Below are 17,013 nucleotides of genomic sequence, written 5' to 3' on the forward strand. Positions count from 1 at the left end.
TGCTACCCATATAAAATGATTTCAAGCATCATTATCAGCCACTCTTACAAGATTTGTCATATAAAACGTATTTTCGCATTTATATTCACTTTAAGAGGTTCAAAGGTCTTATGTTATCAAAACTAGAAACACGCAAATTCAGCTTCTTCATACTTTTAGTCAGCCTATTATTTAGCTGCTCTATACGTAAAGAAAGAGCACTATTCAATGCTCCCAGCGACATAGTTACTGACACCATCAAGCAAGTTTATGTAGTGAATGACCAAGGTATAAGCGATGCGTATTATAAAATAAAAGTCGAGGATAAACTTGCTGTACGTAATGTACAAAATCCAGAGTTTGGCGCATCAAGTGGAGCAGGAAGTCAAACATCGGGTGCTGCAACAGGTACAGGGGGCGCGACTGGAGGAACATCATCCAATGTGTTATCTTATCCTGTAGAGCCTGATGGTATGGTGAACTTACCTGCAATCGGAAAACTTGCTGTTGTTGGTCTGACCAAACGAGAAGCTGCCATTAAAATTCAAGATGCTTATAAAAGTAAATTACTAAAAGACCCTATTATCGAACTAACGGTAGTGAATTTAAAAGTCACCCTGTTAGGTGAATTTGGTAAACAGGGAAATTTTTACCTGGAAAGAGACAACATTAATTTAATTGAAATGATTGGCGAAGCCGGAGGGATCACGAAAAATGCAGATCCGAAAACCCTGAAGATAATTAGAGGTGACCGGTCGCATCCTGAGCTTATTTATGTTAATCTTACTGATATAAATAGTTTAGCCAGTAAAAAATTAACGCTTCAAAATAACGATATTATCATTTTGTTACCTACCAAAAGTTCAGCTTTCAATGATAAATGGACAAGCATTAATAACTTTATTCAGCCTGTTTTGGTAGTGGTAAATCTTGGCATCTTAATTCTTAGTTTAACTCGTTAATGGAAGCAGCAGATCAGTTTAATCAAAAGAAATCGGTTAGCCAGCAAATTGATTTTTACAAAATATTCAGGGTATTTTTAAGCCGCTGGTACTGGATTGCAGGCTGCGTATTGATCGCTTTGGTTTTGGCCAAAGTAAATTTGATGTTTACGCCACCTGTTTATCAAACAGGTGCTTCGTTAAAATTAGAGGATAGCAATCCTGCGGTAAGCACAGGAGGAAGCATGCCGATGCAAAACTATAATTACACGGATAAAATCCAGGCAGAAAGTTTTACCATCCGAAGCAACGAAGTAATTCTAAATGCCATCAACACGCTCAATTATAAGATAAGCTACTACGTTAAAGGTCGCATCAGAACGACTGAACTATATCCTACTGTCCCTTTCGTAATCGAGATTATCAAACAAGACAGTGTGAATTTTGGACGCTCACATTACGAAATCGCCGCAGTAGACGAAAAACACTTCGCTTTATCGATCGCTGATCAAAAGGGTTCCAAAACTACTTATGCTTATGGTCAGGAAATCAAACAAGGTAATATGGTTTTCAAAATCAAAGACCATATCTCTCCAGGTAGCATATATCAGTTTAAATTTAACACGAAAGAGGATTTTGTTGGCCGGGCTATGGGCGGATTGTTTATTGGAGAAGCGGCGCGGTTTACTAACGTAATGAGTTTAAGCCAAACTGATGCTAACCCTGTATTTGCGGCAGATATACTCAATGCCATCATGAAGGAATATGTATCATACGATGTTATTCAAAGGCGGAGATCTGCCAGGCAAACCGTTGAATTTATTGACAACCAACTCGGATTTATCGATCAGGAAGCAGGCAAAGCAGGAAGCACGTTAGCAAATTACAAGTCTGCAAACAAGATGATGGACATGGGCTCAGCTTCATCTATGACGGTAGGAAAACTCACAGACCTTGAAAAACAAAAATCAGAGTTACAACTCAAACAATTAGGCATTAAACAATTACAGGAACAAGTAGATAATAACCGATCCAAAATTGAAATTGGTGTAGACCTGGATGGAGAGATTGCAGCCGGATTGAGCACATTCGTTGGTCAGCTGAACACACTATTAGCGAATAGAGAACTTAAGCTTAATCAATTCAACGCAGATTCTCAACCAGTCAAATTAGTTGAACAACAAATTTTAAATGTAAAAAATAGCATCCGGTCGGCGATTAAAGGAATGTTAGAACGCAACCTTCAAACTATTAAATACATTGACAACCAGTTAAACGGAGTAAACCAAAGCATTAGTGGTATTCCGGTTAAAGAGCAGAAATTCGTCAAGCTGCAAACCAATTTCGAAGTAAACAATAAAGTACGCTCTTATTTATCAGAGAAAAAACTGGAAGCCGAAATGAATGCTGCGGCTATTGTACCCGGAGCATCAATCGTTAATCCTGCATATCCTTCTTTTTACCCAATCTCTCCGAATGACAACAAAGTGTACACTACCTATATCATGTTTGGGTTAGCTGCAGGGTTCGGGTTAATTCTTCTTGTCAGGTTTTTAAATCCATTCATTTATGATAAGGAGATGGTGGAGGGCTTAACCAATACACCTATTATCGGGGTTATTCGTCAATTTCCTGATTATATCGATCAGGACAATCGCCAGGCATTGTCCATTGCTAAACCCAAGTCGGTATTTGCTGAATCTGTCCGGTCGGTAAGGACCAATCTTAGTTTCTTAGCCAGCCACAAGCAGAGCAAAGTCATTTGTATTACCTCAGAAATTTCCGGTGAGGGGAAGTCTTTTGTGACGGTCAACCTAGCTGGCACAATGGCACTGATTGAGAAAAAGGTGATATTAATTGCTGCGGATTTACGTAGATCAAGGCTTCACAAAGCGTTTGGAGTTGACAATAAAAAAGGATTAAGTTCCCTGTTATCCGGCCAGCATCAGCTCTCGGATGTATTGATACATGATGAGCTACATCACATTGACTTCATCCCATCAGGTCCGGTCCCTCCAAATCCATCTGAACTCCTCCACACTGCAGCAATGAAAAACTTGCTCAAAGAACTCGAAAAAGACTATGATTATGTATTAGTAGATACTGCGCCAGTTGGTTTAGTTTCGGATGCTATTCCACTCATCAGAAACTCTGATGTGAATCTATTTGTAATCAGATCTGGTGTATCGAAGCAGAGGGCAGCAAATATTCCGGAACGTTTATCTCGCGAATACGGCCTAAATAACATGGCCATCGTTTTAAATGCCTTCGGAGACGATGCTTTATATGCTAATTATTATACCACTGATTATTCACGTGGTGGTGGCAACAGCACCTATTACTATTCTGATTATTCAGGATATGCAGGTTCCGGTTATTATGATGATGAAAATAGGAAATGGTGGATGTTCTGGAAAAAGAAATAGGAAGCTTGTTAACCCTTTGGTCGTACCATGCTAACCCATTGTTAACCTTTTCCTTACCCATCGTTAACCTTTTCTGTACCCATTATTAACCTATTGTTAACCCATTGGTAACCCCTGGGGTTAAGAATGGGTTAACAAAGAGTAGAGAATGGGTGAACAACGGCAACAGCGGAACCATAATATCTGTAAGTCTTGTATAAAGTTAATAACAAAAGCTTTTTGACAAAAAGCAAGATTAAAATTTGTAGTCAACCTCACTCTATTATTAATTCATTACTTTTGATTTCGTTTCTGCGAATCCAAACAGATTTAATTGTAAAGCTTAGTTGACATGATGATTGTTCCCCGTATTTATTTCTCCTATTTGAGGTTTAAAACCAAAAATGCCTTTCTAAATTCTCTTCAGGCAGAATCTTCTTTCTTTTTCGAATAAATTTACGAATTTAGTTTTATCCAGTTATTTCAATGACTGAAGAAACGCCCAATGGTAGCTTATTTTCGCACAGATCCTGAAGTGAAATATGATTGATCAACAGTACAAATGGTATCCAGTTTACACCCGCTCTAGAGCAGAGAAGAAAGCATATGATGAGTTATTGAGGAAAGGCATCACCGCTTATCTTCCATTAAAAAAAACAGTGAAACAATGGAGTGATCGGAAGAAGATTGTAGAAGAACCATTGATCAAATCTTATCTATTTGTGTATATTTCCGGCAGAGAACATGCGAAGGTTTTGATGACGAATGGCATTGCGAGATTCCTTTATTTCTCCGGTCACATCGCCAGCATCCCCGAGCAACAAATCAATAACCTTAAACTCCTGCTCGCTACAGATGCTGATCTGGAAGTTTTTGATTATGATATCCGGCCAGGCCAAAGAGTATTGATTAAAGCAGGCCCGTTTAAGGATATGATTGCAGAAATGGTATCCTTACATAATAAACAGCGTATTATTTTACGTTTACAAAATATGGGCTATGCAATTGAGATTAATACATCCATGGGATTTGTGGAACCTATTTGAGGGATGTAAGATGGGAGATGGATAATGGAAGATGGAAGAGTTAGCTGATTTGTTTAACTGTTTGAATTAATGAAATGGTTAGAATAGTCATCGGGTCATATTTGGGTTTTGACGTAGAGATTCTAAAAGCAAATAAAAAATACTGAACTTTGTTCAGAGGGGATATGTGAGGAGATTTACGTTACAAATTGCCAGTCATTTTTTTAAAGAAAATGTGACTGAGAGGGCGAAGCTGTGTGATGAGGGATGTTAAATGTGAGATGGAACATGGAAAACGGGAGATGTTAGATATAAGATTAGAGATAAAGCCATGTGCCGGATAGCAGGAATTATTGATCATCAAGCAGATATTGCACAACTTCAGCTCGAAGTAAAGGCAATGTGTGAAGTAATGGCGCATGGCGGACCTGATGGCCATGGCATTTATACTAATGAACCGAAGGGTCTGGCATTTGGTCACCGGCGGCTGGCAATTATTGACCTTTCCCCTACCGGTCATCAACCCATGTCGTACAATCACAACAATTTAACCATCACCTTTAATGGTGAGATCTATAATTTCCCTGAAATTAGAAAAGAGTTAACTGAAGCGGGATTTAATTTCGTTTCACAAAGCGACACAGAGGTAATCCTCGCTGCTTATCAGCATTGGGGAATTGCATCCTTTAATTTGCTTAAGGGAATGTTTGCCTTTGCCCTATATGATCAGCTGGAAGATAAAACATTTCTGGTACGAGACCCTTCGGGAATTAAACCACTTTACTATTATAGTCAATCAGGGAAACTGGTGTTTTCTTCAGAAGTGAAGGCTTTCGGCCAAACGAGTCTTTTGCTTAATGAACTTCCCGAATGGAAGATTTACTTCTTAGCATTCGGGCATATCCCCGAGCCTTACACCACGCTTGCACAGGTAAAAATGCTGCAAAAAGGAGCGTATTTAGTCTGGGATCATGCCATACATCAGGGAGAAATAACCTGTTACCACCAAAAAGATCAGAAAAGTTATTGCACTGATCATACTATTGCAAAACAGGCCCTGAAAAACACAATGAAACAAGCCGTACAACAGCATCTGATTTCGGATGCACCGATAGGCGTTTTTTTAAGTGGTGGTATCGATTCGTCCTTACTTACCTTGTTGGCTGATGAAAGCATTAATCAGACTCCTGATCAGCAAAATCTTAAAACATTATCCATCAATTTTTCCGAACAGCAATTCTCAGAACAGCCATATCAGGCATTGGTAGCCGGAAAAACCCGTAGTGAGCATTCTGAATATCTGATTGATGAAGCTTTATTTAATCAGCATCTTCCTGCGGCTTTAAAAAGCATGGATCAACCCAGTGCAGACGGTATTAATTCGTGGTTTGTAAATTATTTCGCCAGACAAAAGGGCTTAAAAGCTGTATTATCGGGTATTGGTGGAGATGAACTGTTTGGCGGTTATCCTTCTTTTAAAAGAATAAAAATGCTAAGGCGCCTGATGAAGTTGCCACGTTTTATCCTCAAAAAGGGAATTCTCTTTAAAAAACCTTCCTTAAAGCGTTTCTACTACCTCACTTATAAAAATACCATTGGCAAATACCTTTTTTTACGTGGCATATTTACGCCCGATGAAATTGCCGGGATTTTAAACATAGAGGTTAACGAGGTTAATGCGGTACTTAAACAGATGGTTACACCTCAGCCTCCGGCCTACCTCAGCCCTTCTGAAGAAGCAGGATGGATAGAAGTGAATTTTTACATGCAAAACCAGTTGCTTAAGGATACCGATGCAATGAGTATGCAACATGGCGTGGAGGTTCGCGTACCTTTACTGGATCAGGATCTGATTCAGCTACTCGACTACACTTCAGCTGAAATCAAATATCAAAAACAAAAGCCTAAGGGTTTTCTCATTGATACATTTTTAAATATTCTGCCTGAATCTGTCTGGAACAGAAAGAAAATGGGATTTACATTCCCTTTTCAAACCTGGTTAAAAACAAATGAATTCTTTTTAAAGGGACTAAAGTCAGATAACCCGAAAACAGCTGAACTAAAAGCTGATTTTGTTAATGGTGATTTACATTGGTCTAAAGTAATGACGCTCTTTGTGATGGAAGATATGAGATGGAAGGTTTAAGATGTGAGAAGTTAGATATGAGATTTGAGAAGGGAAGTACAAATCATCAACATGCATAAACAAAGGATTTTGTTTTTATCACTCTATACTTTTGGGTTTACCGGCGGAATTGAAAAAGTTTGCAGGGCGGTTACCAAAGCACTGGCTGAATTAAAAGCCGGCAATATAACCGGCAGTTATCAATGCCTGAGTATGTATGATGATTTTGCAGACCTGAGATATACCGATGCTAATCACTTTTGCGGATTCAAAGGAAACCGGACAGGATTTGGCTGGAAAACCATCAGAGAGGGCCTGAAATCAGAAATTGTCATCCTGAGTCATATTAACCTGCTTGTTTTTGGCTGGTTGATTAAGAAGTTAAAACCAAAAACAAGAATTATTCTTTTTGCGCATGGCATTGAAATCTGGAAACCATTAAAAAACTGGAAAAAGAAATTTTTGCAGCAAAAAACAGAAATCTGGGCAGTAAGCCAATACACCGCTGATACGGTACAAAAACAACATTACATTCCTTTGAACCGGATTCATATCCTCAACAATTGTCTTGATCCCTTTTTTGAGATACCACAAATTTTCGGTAAACCGGCTGAACTGATTGAGCGGTATAGCTTAACTCCGGATAAAAAAATACTGTTTACCCTGACCAGATTATCTTCTGAAGAACAATATAAAGGTTATGACCTGGTATTAAGGGCAATGAAGAATTTGCCTGAAAACACTCACTACATACTCGCAGGAAAAGCCGATGAAGCGGAACAGCTACGCATTACAGACCTGATTGAGCAATATCAGCTACAACAACGCGTAACCTTAACCGGCTTTATTGCTGATGAAGAAATTAGCAGACATTTTTTACTGGCCGATATTTTTGTAATGCCCAGCAAGGCCGAAGGTTTTGGAATTAGTTTTATAGAGGCATCGGTATGTGGTTGTAAAGTGATTGCAGGTAACCAGGACGGTAGCAGAGATGCGTTGCTAAATGGCGAAACGGGTACATTAATTGATCCGTTCAGCTTAAGTGAATTACAATCAGCTGTTATTAAAGCACTTGAAACTCCATCTAACCCGATTCTACAACAAACAAAAACTCTTGAGCATTTTGGTTTTGCTAATTATCAAAATAAACTCCAACAATTGTTAATACATTCATCATGAACGAGCACGAACATACCTGGAGCATAGAAGCCAAAAGCTCTTTATTTGATCTTAAATTAAATGAGGTATGGGCTTACAGAGACCTGCTGTGGCTACTGGTCAGAAGAGATTTTGTTTCTTTCTACAAGCAAACAATTTTAGGGCCGCTTTGGTTCTTTATCCAGCCTTTATTTACCACCATTATTTTTACTTTTATTTTTGGAAATTTAGCAGGAATCTCCACCGACGGACTCCCTAAGCCATTATTTTATATGGCAGGTATCACTGCATGGAATTACTTTGCTGATTGCCTCACAAAAACCTCAACAGTATTCAGAGATAATGCAGGAATATTTGGGAAGGTCTATTTCCCGCGATTAATTATGCCTTTAAGTATCGTAGTAAGCAATCTGGTACGGTTCGGTGTACAGATGTTATTGTTTTTGATTTTAATGGCTTATTACCTGCTTACAGGGGCACATTTTTCTGTCAGCTGGGCCATTTGCCTTTTCCCCCTGGTTGTCATTTTAATGGCGCTGTTAGGTTTGGGTGCGGGTATGATCATTTCAGCCTTGACCACCAAATACCGCGATCTGGCTTTTCTGGTAGGTTTTGGTGTACAATTGCTAATGTATGCCACAACTGTGATTTACCCTCTCTCTACCGCTTTAGAAAAATATCCGAAATACTCATGGATTATTGAATATAACCCGATGACACCTATTATTGAAACATTTAGATACGGTTTTTTGGGTGAAGGAGGTTTCAGCTGGCCCAGTTTAGGGTATGCTACCGCGGTTACCATTGCTCTGCTCCTGTTTGGGATAGTGATTTTTAATAAGGTAGAACGAAATTTTGTTGATACAGTTTAGCGCTGGTTTGCAGAGAAATATGAATAAAGAAAAAGACAGGATAGCTATACTTGATGGGTTCAGAGCCATCGCAATTTTAATAGTTATACTCTTTCATTTTTACTCACAGTGGTTTAACTACTATCCTTATAAAAATAATTTCAATTATTTTTCTTTTGGAAGGTATGGTGTTCAGTTCTTTTTCATAATCAGCGGGTTTGTAATCTATTATACCTTAAGCAATACCCAAACCTTTATTACATTCTGGAAAAAAAGATTCATTCGTTTGTTTCCTTCAATGCTAATTGCATCAGTTATCATTTTAACAATTTTAAATATCTTTGACAATAACCTATTGTTTCCGGAGGGCCATGAACTTAAAAATTTCTTTACCAGCCTCACTTTTATCAATCCTTTAACATTTAATGTGCTTCTCAAGTTACTGGGTTTTGAACATTTCACACAATACTTAAATGGTTCTTATTGGAGTCTTTGGCCAGAGGTTCAGTTTTATGTATTCTCCAGTTTAATTTATTATTTTAATAAACCTAAGTTTCTTTTCAATTTTTCTGTCCTGTCTACCCTCGCAGTTATAATATATATATCTTTAAGTCAGATCAACCCCGAGTTGATATTACATGCTGGCTTTAGAAAGGCATTCGAGGTAGCAAGGGTCATTATTATTTATCATTTCAATCTAGCCAGCAACCTTCCTTACTTTGCTATTGGAACTTATTTTTGCTTTCTGTTTAAAGATAAAAAATTAAATAAAGCGATATCTGCGCCCATTATTTCTGTTTTGATTACTATGGTTACTTTTGAACTTTATTTAATAGAAAATACAGCTGGCAGAATCGCTATGGCCCTGATGTTGTTGTTATTTGCTTTATTCATATATTATCCAAAAATGATCGCTCTGCTGGAAAATCAAAAAATAGTGAAGATTGGAATCTGTTCATATTTTCTGTATCTGATTCACGAACCTATAGGTGTTCTCATGATTAACCGGTTGGGGGGATTCATCCATCCATTTGAGGTATTGTTTCCTATCTTGACTGCAGGTTTTTTAATATTCATCAGTATTTTATATTTCAGCTATATCGAGAAAAATATCGCTAAAATCCTGAACAAATTAATCATTTAATGATTCAGAAGAATAACATAGCAATTAAGGTAGAAAACCTTAGCAAAGCTTACCAGCTTGGGCAAATCGGTACGGGCACAATCAGTCGCGATCTGGAGCGCTGGTATGCACGGGTACGTGGGAAGGAAGATCCTTTTTTGCGCATCGGTGAAAGTAACGATCAGCATATTAAGAGTGAAAGTAATGTAGTATGGAGTTTAAGGGATATTAATTTTGAAATAGAACAGGGCGATGCAGTTGGTATTATAGGAAGAAACGGTGCTGGTAAAAGCACCCTCTTAAAGATACTCAGTAAAGTAACCGCGCCAACTACCGGCAAAATATCGGGCAAGGGCAGAATAGCCAGTTTGTTAGAGGTAGGAACAGGTTTTCACCCTGAACTTTCGGGACGGGAAAATATTTTCTTAAATGGCTCCATCCTGGGTATGCGCAAAAAAGAAATACAGCGTAAACTGGATGAAATTGTAGATTTTGCCGGTATTGAACGTTATCTGGATACACCGGTTAAACGTTACTCGTCTGGCATGTATGTACGCTTGGCTTTCGCAGTAGCTGCCCATTTAGAAAGTGAGATTTTAATTGTAGATGAGGTACTCGCAGTTGGTGATGCCGAATTTCAGAAAAAATGTCTGGGTAAAATGAGCGATGTTAGTAAAGGAGAAGGCAGAACAGTTTTGTTTGTGAGCCATAATATGGGAAGTATTGCTCAATTATGCAACAATTCTATAATATTAAAAAGTGGGGTTGTTGATTTTATAGGAAATACAAATTACGCTATAAAAAAATACCTGGCCCACAATAGTCACGTCGAATCCTTTATAAAGGAACCAAAAAATATTGCTACTCAAATATTATCGGTTTTAATTTTAAACCATCAGAATGAACAGAAGAATGTATTTCTTTTTAGTGAAGACATCAAAATAACAACTGAGTTTCAATACGCTAATCGTATTCCAGATCTTACTTTCAGTATAATTATAAGAGATACAAATGAAAATGCATTATTTACTTCTCATTTTAATCTTCGAGAAGAAAATAATCAGCTAACTCTAATTATACCTAAAACGATACTTTTACCAGGAAATTATTTTTTGGAACCTGTTTTACATATTCCAAATATTCAATTTATCGATCAGATTCCAAACCGTATTTCTTTTCAGATTGAAGATACCGGAGGAGAACATTCTATTTATAATTCCGCTGATTTAGGTTTTCTAAATTCACCTGCTATATGGCAATAAAATTCCTAAAAAAAATGCTCAGTATTTTTTTTAGCTCTCCTTCTGAAACAGAAAAAAAAAATACATTAAGACTGGGGCCGAATGCTACAATTGATAATACTACATTTGGCGAGCACGTTAGTATAGGAAAAAACTGTTATCTCTATAATTCAAAAATAGGAAGTTATACATATCTGTCTCAAGGTGTTTCAATCATGAATACAGAATTAGGAAAATTTTGTTCAATTGCACAGAATGTATTAATTGGCGGAGGTATGCATCCTTCTAAAACATTTGTTTCAACAAGCCCCGTTTTTTATTCATTATCGAAACAATGTGGCACAACATTCTCTGATAGTAACTACTTTCGGGAAATGGGTAAAACAACAATCGGTAATGATGTTTGGATTGGTGCTAACGTGGTGGTTTTTGATGATGTTATCATAGGTGATGGTGCTATAATTGGTGCAGGCAGTATTGTAACAAAAGATGTTCAACCATATTCTATTGTTTTTGGTTCGCCTGCAAAACATACCAGATTCAGATTCGATGGCGATGAAATTAAATTTCTACAAAAGCTTGAATGGTGGAACAAAGATGAAGAATGGTTAAAATTAAACTATAAAGATTTTCATCAGATTAAGCTATTTAAGAAAAAATATAATGCCGAAGATAATTCTTAAACTCTCCGGAGGTTTAGGTAATCAAATGTTTCAGTATGCGGCAGCGCGTTCAATTACAACCCCTAAAAATATAATTATAGACCTTTCTTTTCTGAATGCGAATAAGCATTCGGGTAATGAGTTTACGGCACGCGGCTATGAGTTGAGTGTATTCAAAAGTCTAAAGACCAATAGTTTTTTATCAGGATTACTCACATATCCTGCTGTGGGACATAAATTAATACAAATCTTGTCTAAAATAAAACCTGGTAAGCTGATAACCTTAAGAAATGCTATTTCCAAAAAAGACCTTAATTCTGCCAGGTTAATTTATATGGATGGATATTTTCAGGATCCTGCTTATTTCGAATCTATACGTTCAATATTGGTAAATGATTTTGACTTAAATGATCTTGAAAAAACATCAGCAGATACTATTGGAGATTCCATTGCTTCGACTAACTCAATCAGCATCCATGTACGGCGGGGAGATTATCTGAAACCATCTGTTAATGAAGTACATGGTATTTTGCCCTGGGATTATTATAAAGGTGCTATTGAAAAAATGAATCTTAGTATGGAAAATCCGGTTTACTTTATCTTCTCAGATGACCCTGAATGGTGTGTGAAAAATATAATTTTACCTGATCAGCAAATACATTTCGTTTCTGGCAACTCTATGTACGAAGATTTAAGGCTAATGACCGCTTGCAAACACAATATTATTGCCAACAGCACTTTCAGCTGGTGGGGTGCATGGCTGAATAAAAACCCTGAAAAGAAAATTATTGCACCTAAACAATGGTTCAAAGACGAGGCATTAAATAGTGTACAGAAAATTATTCCTGAAAATTGGATAAAAATCTAAAGGATAACACCACCAAACGGATGATATCTGTTGTTATGCCTGTTTACAATGCAGAACAATATATAGCTGTAGCTATCAAAAGCATATTGGCCCAAACCTATGGTAATTTTGAATTTTTAATTCTCGAGGACGGGTCAACAGACGGAACACTTCAAATTATAAATTCGTTTGACGATTCCAGAATTAAACTGATCAGGAATGATGCAAATAAAGGTATTGTATATAATTTAAATTACGGTCTTGAAGTTGCAGGCGGCAGATATGTTGCAAGAATGGATGCAGATGATATTGCACATCCCGAAAGGCTTGCTTTGCAATACGAATTTATGGAGGCGCATCCTGATATCGCCATTTGCGGCACCTGGTTCGAAATAATGGAAGAAAACGTCGTTGTTGAGCTACCTGTTGATCACGACCAGATAAAAATTGGTTTACTGGATTATTGTGTGATCGGACACCCAACTGCCATGCTGAGGGCAGATTTTTTTAAGACCAATAACTTAAAGTATAACAGTTCGATGCAAAATGCTGAGGATTATGACCTTTGGGTTCGCGTGGCCGAAACTGGCAAACTTGCCAATCTGCCTCACGTTTTGTTAAGATACAGGAAACATGAACAGCAGGTTTCAAAAGTGGCCTCGTCCAGTCAGCAGATTATTACCAATATAGTCAGAACTAATCTCCTTTATTCGGCTGATAAATCCCTTGCTCCCGATTACCATTTCTACCATCCGGGGAGTATATCGAATAATACAACAGATTTTAACGATAATATCTTTAGCAGGATTTTATTGTTAAAAAAAATCGAAATCAGTAACCGGAATCAGCAAACTTTCAATCCTGAACTATTCAGAAACTATGTTCAAAAAAAACAGCAGTATTTTTTAAATATGCTGTTAAAAGAAAGCCTTGCAAAGAATATACAGACAGCTAAAATCTTTTTCAGAAAGAAAAACGTTCAGGTACTAGGTTTTTTTCCCCTTGTTAAGCTCGCATTGAATTACATTTTTAAAATCCGCTTTCCAAAAAGATATGCAGGTTAAAGTTAGTATTATCGTAGCTTGTTATAATCAGTCGCAATACCTTGATGACTGCCTAAATTCGGTGATTAATCAAAGCTATGCAGAATGGGAATGTATTATAGTGAACGACGGATCCAATGATGAGACGGATGAGCTAGCTAATAAATGGGTTAATCGTGATAACCGCTTCAGGTATTTTGAAAAAAAAAATGGTGGCGTTTCGTCGGCACGTAATTTTGGCATAAAACAATCGTCAGGAAAATATATTTTGCCACTTGACGGCGATGATTATATTCATGAAGATTATATTGAGGTAAGTATCAGAACCATTGAATCAAACCCGGAGATTAGCCTTGTTTACTCACTAGTAGAAAAATTCGGGCTGGAAAATTACCAATGGAATCTTGGAAAATACGCCTATCAGAAATTGCTTGTTGGTAACCTTATTTTTTCTACTGCCCTTTTTAAAAGGGAAGACTTCGATAAAACTTCAGGATATGATGAAAGCATGAAAGATGGACTGGAGGATTGGGAATTCTGGATCAGATTGTTAAATGAAGATTCTAAAGTATTTCAGATCCAGAAACTATATTTCTTTTACCGGATTAAGGCGCAGTCGAAAAACAGAATCACGCCGGAAATGATTGAAAAAATCAAGTTATTTATCTATTTAAAACATATAGATACCTACACCAAATATTTCAAAAGCCCCATCAGTATCCTCGAAGAAAACAGTAATTTAAAATCAATGTACAAAATGTCACTTGATTATAAGTTTGGGCATTTACTGATAAACCCATTTAGAAGAATTTTGAAAAAAATAATTCTTCTTAAATTCAGGAATTAATGCAAAAAGATATTTCTAACATTATTTTCTTTTTTTACCTCGAAATTCCGATTCATTATTCTGGTTAATACATTGACTGGAAATCTTGGAAAATTGAGCTTTAGCATTTATTCATTACACTGGTACATCTTAAATGCATTTAAGCAATATTCTTTACAATATTACACAGGAATAGTTGTAGTTGATTGTATTATCAGATTTCTCCTCACGCTAATCATATGTAGTTTTTTGGGTTATCTAACCTAGACATTTATAGAATTAAAGGGAATCAAACTTGGGCAATTATTAATTAATAAATTTAATAAGAGAATTAGCGCCTCAAGAAACTAGACTAAACTGATATAATTACATTTTAAAACTTAATGAGTAAATCAGAAATAAAAGTAAATATCCCTTTAAATTTAAAAGCTGATGACTCTTATTTATTTAAGCAGTATCTAAATTATAAAATATCTCCGTTTAAAATCAGCAAACTAATTGCCGGTTTTATTCACCCAAATGGCAATGTTTTTAATTTAGGTTTAAGATCAATTGATGAAAGTGTTTTACTAATTGAAGGAAGACAGAAGCCTAATACTAATTTTATACTAAAAGAACTGCTAAACAAAAAGTTTAAAATAGATTTAGGTTCGAATACTAAAATCGTTGCTTTTAACGATTGGTCTGAAAATTACTTCCACTGGTGCTGCGACTCCCTGCCACGTTTAATCAAAATATTGGATACCCTAGACGTTAAATCCAGTACAGTGATTATACCCGAAAGCTTCAGACATTTATATATTTCGGATACTTTGGCGTTATTGGGATTTGAGGATATAAGATACATTAAACTTAATGAAATTATATTTTCGGGGAAAATAGTAATACCATCTTATACTGCCCCTACCGGATATTTCAATCCCGAAATCATTCGCTCTCTTTCTAAAAAACTAAGAGAAAAGATAAAGGACAGCTTGCATTACCAAAAAATTTATGTTTCAAGAGAAAAAGCCAATAAGCGAAAGGTCCAAAATGAAAACGAGCTATTTACATGTTTAGAAGCAAATGGCTTTAAAATTATCTGCTTTGAGGATCATTCATTTTTAGAACAGCTCGAAATAATGTATCACTGTAAATACCTAATAGGAATACATGGTGCGGGTTTAACAAATATGTTGTTTATGCATGAAAAGGGCAAAGTTTTGGAACTGAGAATTGAAAAGGAAACAGACCTGAATTGTTATTTTATTATGGCCTCTGCCTTAAATCACTCATATTATTATTTATCATGTAAACCGGCTGATGATAATATGACTTATGCACATTACGCTGATGTAAAGGTTGACCCGGCTTTATTTGAAGATACTCTGCTTAATTTTATAAGTTAATGAGAATTGCATACATCACAAATGATAATCCTCATTCTTTAAGCGGCTGGTCGGGCACAACACATTTTATAGGCTGTTCTTTAAAAGATGCGGGAAACGAGTTAATTTATATTCACGAATTTGATATCCGATCTAATTTTGTATTCTGGCTAAAACAAAAGCTCTATCCTAAGTTTACCGGCAAATTTATTCAGCCACAACGCTACCCTGCCATAAATAAGCAATATACATCTCAGATTAATAAGCAACTGGACAAGGTTAACACGCCTGAATTTCTGTTCAGCAATTCATCAGAGATTATAGCTGCATGTTCGGCAGATATACCAAAGGCTTTTTGGGTTGATGCCTGTTTTGCAGGAATGCTTGATTATTATAGCGACTTTAGCTTATTACATCCTGAAACCATTAGCAGGGCGAATGCACTCGAACAAAAGGCATATGATAATGCAGCAAGAATATTTTTTTCATCGGAATGGGCAGCCAAAACAGCTCAAAAGCATTATAATATAGATAGCGATAAAATAAAAGTAGTGCCTTTCGGTGCCAATATAACTTTTGCTCCGGAATATGATGAAATTAAAAAAATCATTAGCAGAAAAACATTACAAGAGATTAACCTCCTGTTTGTCGGGGTTTACTGGGAACGAAAGGGAGGTCCCTTAGCTTTGGAAGTTACAAAAAAATTAAATGATTTAAATATTGAGGCTACGTTAACTATAGTAGGATGTACACCTTTTTCTGCAGCAGACAAGCCTGATTTTGTTAATCAGCCAGGTTTTTTAAATAAAGAAGATGAGGTACAAAATGAAGCTTTTCAAAATTTACTCAGAAATTCTCATTTTCTGATTTTGCCCTCTAAAGCAGAATGTTACGGTTTGGTTTATGCAGAAGCCAATGCCTACGGTTTGCCGGTATTAGGAACGAAAACAGGGGGAATTCCTACAATTATTAAAAGCGGAATAAACGGCCAGCTTTTTGAAACCCATGCACCCGCTGATGATTATGCAGAATATATTATCACACTCCATACTCATTTAGACCAATACATGGAATTAAGCGAGGGAGCACTTGAGGCTTACCATAAACGGTTAAACTGGAAGGTGGCAGGACAAGCGGTTACCCAAGAATTAAAAAAATGCCTAAAGCATTAAATTCTTAATGAAAAAAAGTCTTGTATTTATTCACGATTCATTACCCGCAGAGGGTATTTCGGGGCGTGTTGTCTTCCTGAGGCATTTTTTAGCACTAAAAGATTGGGATATTCATATTGTAATCCCTGAGTATGCTTTTAATCAGGAGATTACTGACCATTATCCCGAGAATTTTTTCGTGCACACATTTCCACTGAGAAAACGCTACTGGCCTCCGTTTTCATGGTCATTATCTGCACTTGTATGGT

General features: G+C 36.6%; 14 protein-coding genes. All 14 read left to right on the forward strand.

The genetic code is table 11. From position 1 onward, the window contains the following. The first annotated feature begins 110 nt into the window (after positions 1–110). The 14 genes from AB669_RS05415 to AB669_RS05480 all read left to right on the forward strand — a co-directional run bounded on the left by AB669_RS05415 (position 111) and on the right by AB669_RS05480 (position 16,765). Positions 111–941 (forward strand): polysaccharide biosynthesis/export family protein, encoded by an 831-nt coding sequence (locus tag AB669_RS05415; RefSeq protein WP_047798276.1) that lies wholly within the window; start codon positions 111–113, stop codon positions 939–941. Next, positions 941–3,346 carry a tyrosine-protein kinase gene (locus AB669_RS05420; protein WP_047798277.1) on the forward strand — a complete coding sequence of 802 codons (2,406 nt, stop codon included), beginning with the start codon at positions 941–943 and terminating at the stop codon, positions 3,344–3,346. The genes AB669_RS05415 and AB669_RS05420 overlap by 1 nt, the downstream gene beginning before the upstream one ends. Positions 3,347–3,867: 521 nt before the next feature. Next, complete coding sequence (locus AB669_RS05425) at positions 3,868–4,371, forward strand: UpxY family transcription antiterminator (RefSeq protein ID WP_047798278.1); 504 nt, start codon at positions 3,868–3,870, stop codon at positions 4,369–4,371. 310 nt (positions 4,372–4,681) lie between these two features. Further along, positions 4,682–6,496, forward strand: coding sequence for an asparagine synthase (glutamine-hydrolyzing) (gene asnB, locus AB669_RS05430; RefSeq protein WP_047798279.1), 1,815 nt, complete (start codon positions 4,682–4,684; stop codon positions 6,494–6,496). A gap of 51 nt (positions 6,497–6,547) precedes the next feature. Beyond that, complete coding sequence (locus AB669_RS05435; protein ID WP_053058275.1) at positions 6,548–7,654, forward strand: glycosyltransferase family 4 protein; 1,107 nt, start codon at positions 6,548–6,550, stop codon at positions 7,652–7,654. Next, a complete protein-coding gene (locus tag AB669_RS05440; RefSeq protein ID WP_047798280.1) occupies positions 7,651–8,505 on the forward strand; it encodes an ABC transporter permease in 855 nt (284 codons plus the stop codon). Before AB669_RS05435 ends, AB669_RS05440 begins: the two co-directional genes overlap by 4 nt. Before the next feature lie 19 nt (positions 8,506–8,524). Then, positions 8,525–9,628: an acyltransferase gene (locus tag AB669_RS05445; protein WP_047798281.1), complete on the forward strand. Its 1,104-nt coding sequence runs from the start codon at positions 8,525–8,527 to the stop codon at positions 9,626–9,628. Next, positions 9,628–10,869: an ABC transporter ATP-binding protein gene (locus AB669_RS05450; RefSeq protein WP_047798282.1), complete on the forward strand. Its 1,242-nt coding sequence runs from the start codon at positions 9,628–9,630 to the stop codon at positions 10,867–10,869. The genes AB669_RS05445 and AB669_RS05450 overlap by 1 nt, the downstream gene beginning before the upstream one ends. After that, complete coding sequence (locus AB669_RS05455) at positions 10,860–11,531, forward strand: CatB-related O-acetyltransferase (protein WP_053058276.1); 672 nt, start codon at positions 10,860–10,862, stop codon at positions 11,529–11,531. Before AB669_RS05450 ends, AB669_RS05455 begins: the two co-directional genes overlap by 10 nt. Continuing rightward, the gene (locus tag AB669_RS05460; RefSeq protein ID WP_047798283.1) at positions 11,512–12,378 is read left to right on the forward strand and encodes an alpha-1,2-fucosyltransferase; all 867 of its coding nucleotides are present in this window, start codon (positions 11,512–11,514) and stop codon (positions 12,376–12,378) included. Before AB669_RS05455 ends, AB669_RS05460 begins: the two co-directional genes overlap by 20 nt. After that, positions 12,363–13,421, forward strand: coding sequence for a glycosyltransferase family A protein (locus AB669_RS21440; protein WP_053058277.1), 1,059 nt, complete (start codon positions 12,363–12,365; stop codon positions 13,419–13,421). Before AB669_RS05460 ends, AB669_RS21440 begins: the two co-directional genes overlap by 16 nt. Continuing rightward, positions 13,411–14,247 carry a glycosyltransferase family A protein gene (locus AB669_RS05470; protein ID WP_047798284.1) on the forward strand — a complete coding sequence of 279 codons (837 nt, stop codon included), beginning with the start codon at positions 13,411–13,413 and terminating at the stop codon, positions 14,245–14,247. Before AB669_RS21440 ends, AB669_RS05470 begins: the two co-directional genes overlap by 11 nt. Positions 14,248–14,609: 362 nt before the next feature. Continuing rightward, positions 14,610–15,614 carry a DUF563 domain-containing protein gene (locus tag AB669_RS05475; RefSeq protein WP_047798285.1) on the forward strand — a complete coding sequence of 335 codons (1,005 nt, stop codon included), beginning with the start codon at positions 14,610–14,612 and terminating at the stop codon, positions 15,612–15,614. Next, positions 15,614–16,765 (forward strand): glycosyltransferase family 4 protein, encoded by a 1,152-nt coding sequence (locus AB669_RS05480; protein WP_047798286.1) that lies wholly within the window; start codon positions 15,614–15,616, stop codon positions 16,763–16,765. Before AB669_RS05475 ends, AB669_RS05480 begins: the two co-directional genes overlap by 1 nt. Positions 16,766–17,013: the final 248 nt, after the last annotated feature.

Source organism: Pedobacter sp. BMA, from assembly GCF_001027745.1.
GTDB lineage: Bacteria > Bacteroidota > Bacteroidia > Sphingobacteriales > Sphingobacteriaceae > Pedobacter.

Coding starts and splice junctions, on each gene's coding strand:
- AB669_RS05415 (WP_047798276.1), top strand. CDS start 111: ATGTTATCAAAACTAGAAACACGCAAATTCAGCTTCTTCATACTTTTA.
- AB669_RS05420 (WP_047798277.1), top strand. CDS start 941: ATGGAAGCAGCAGATCAGTTTAATCAAAAGAAATCGGTTAGCCAGCAA.
- AB669_RS05425 (WP_047798278.1), top strand. CDS start 3,868: ATGATTGATCAACAGTACAAATGGTATCCAGTTTACACCCGCTCTAGA.
- asnB (WP_047798279.1), top strand. CDS start 4,682: ATGTGCCGGATAGCAGGAATTATTGATCATCAAGCAGATATTGCACAA.
- AB669_RS05435 (WP_053058275.1), top strand. CDS start 6,548: ATGCATAAACAAAGGATTTTGTTTTTATCACTCTATACTTTTGGGTTT.
- AB669_RS05440 (WP_047798280.1), top strand. CDS start 7,651: ATGAACGAGCACGAACATACCTGGAGCATAGAAGCCAAAAGCTCTTTA.
- AB669_RS05445 (WP_047798281.1), top strand. CDS start 8,525: ATGAATAAAGAAAAAGACAGGATAGCTATACTTGATGGGTTCAGAGCC.
- AB669_RS05450 (WP_047798282.1), top strand. CDS start 9,628: ATGATTCAGAAGAATAACATAGCAATTAAGGTAGAAAACCTTAGCAAA.
- AB669_RS05455 (WP_053058276.1), top strand. CDS start 10,860: ATGGCAATAAAATTCCTAAAAAAAATGCTCAGTATTTTTTTTAGCTCT.
- AB669_RS05460 (WP_047798283.1), top strand. CDS start 11,512: ATGCCGAAGATAATTCTTAAACTCTCCGGAGGTTTAGGTAATCAAATG.
- AB669_RS05470 (WP_047798284.1), top strand. CDS start 13,411: ATGCAGGTTAAAGTTAGTATTATCGTAGCTTGTTATAATCAGTCGCAA.
- AB669_RS05475 (WP_047798285.1), top strand. CDS start 14,610: ATGAGTAAATCAGAAATAAAAGTAAATATCCCTTTAAATTTAAAAGCT.
- AB669_RS05480 (WP_047798286.1), top strand. CDS start 15,614: ATGAGAATTGCATACATCACAAATGATAATCCTCATTCTTTAAGCGGC.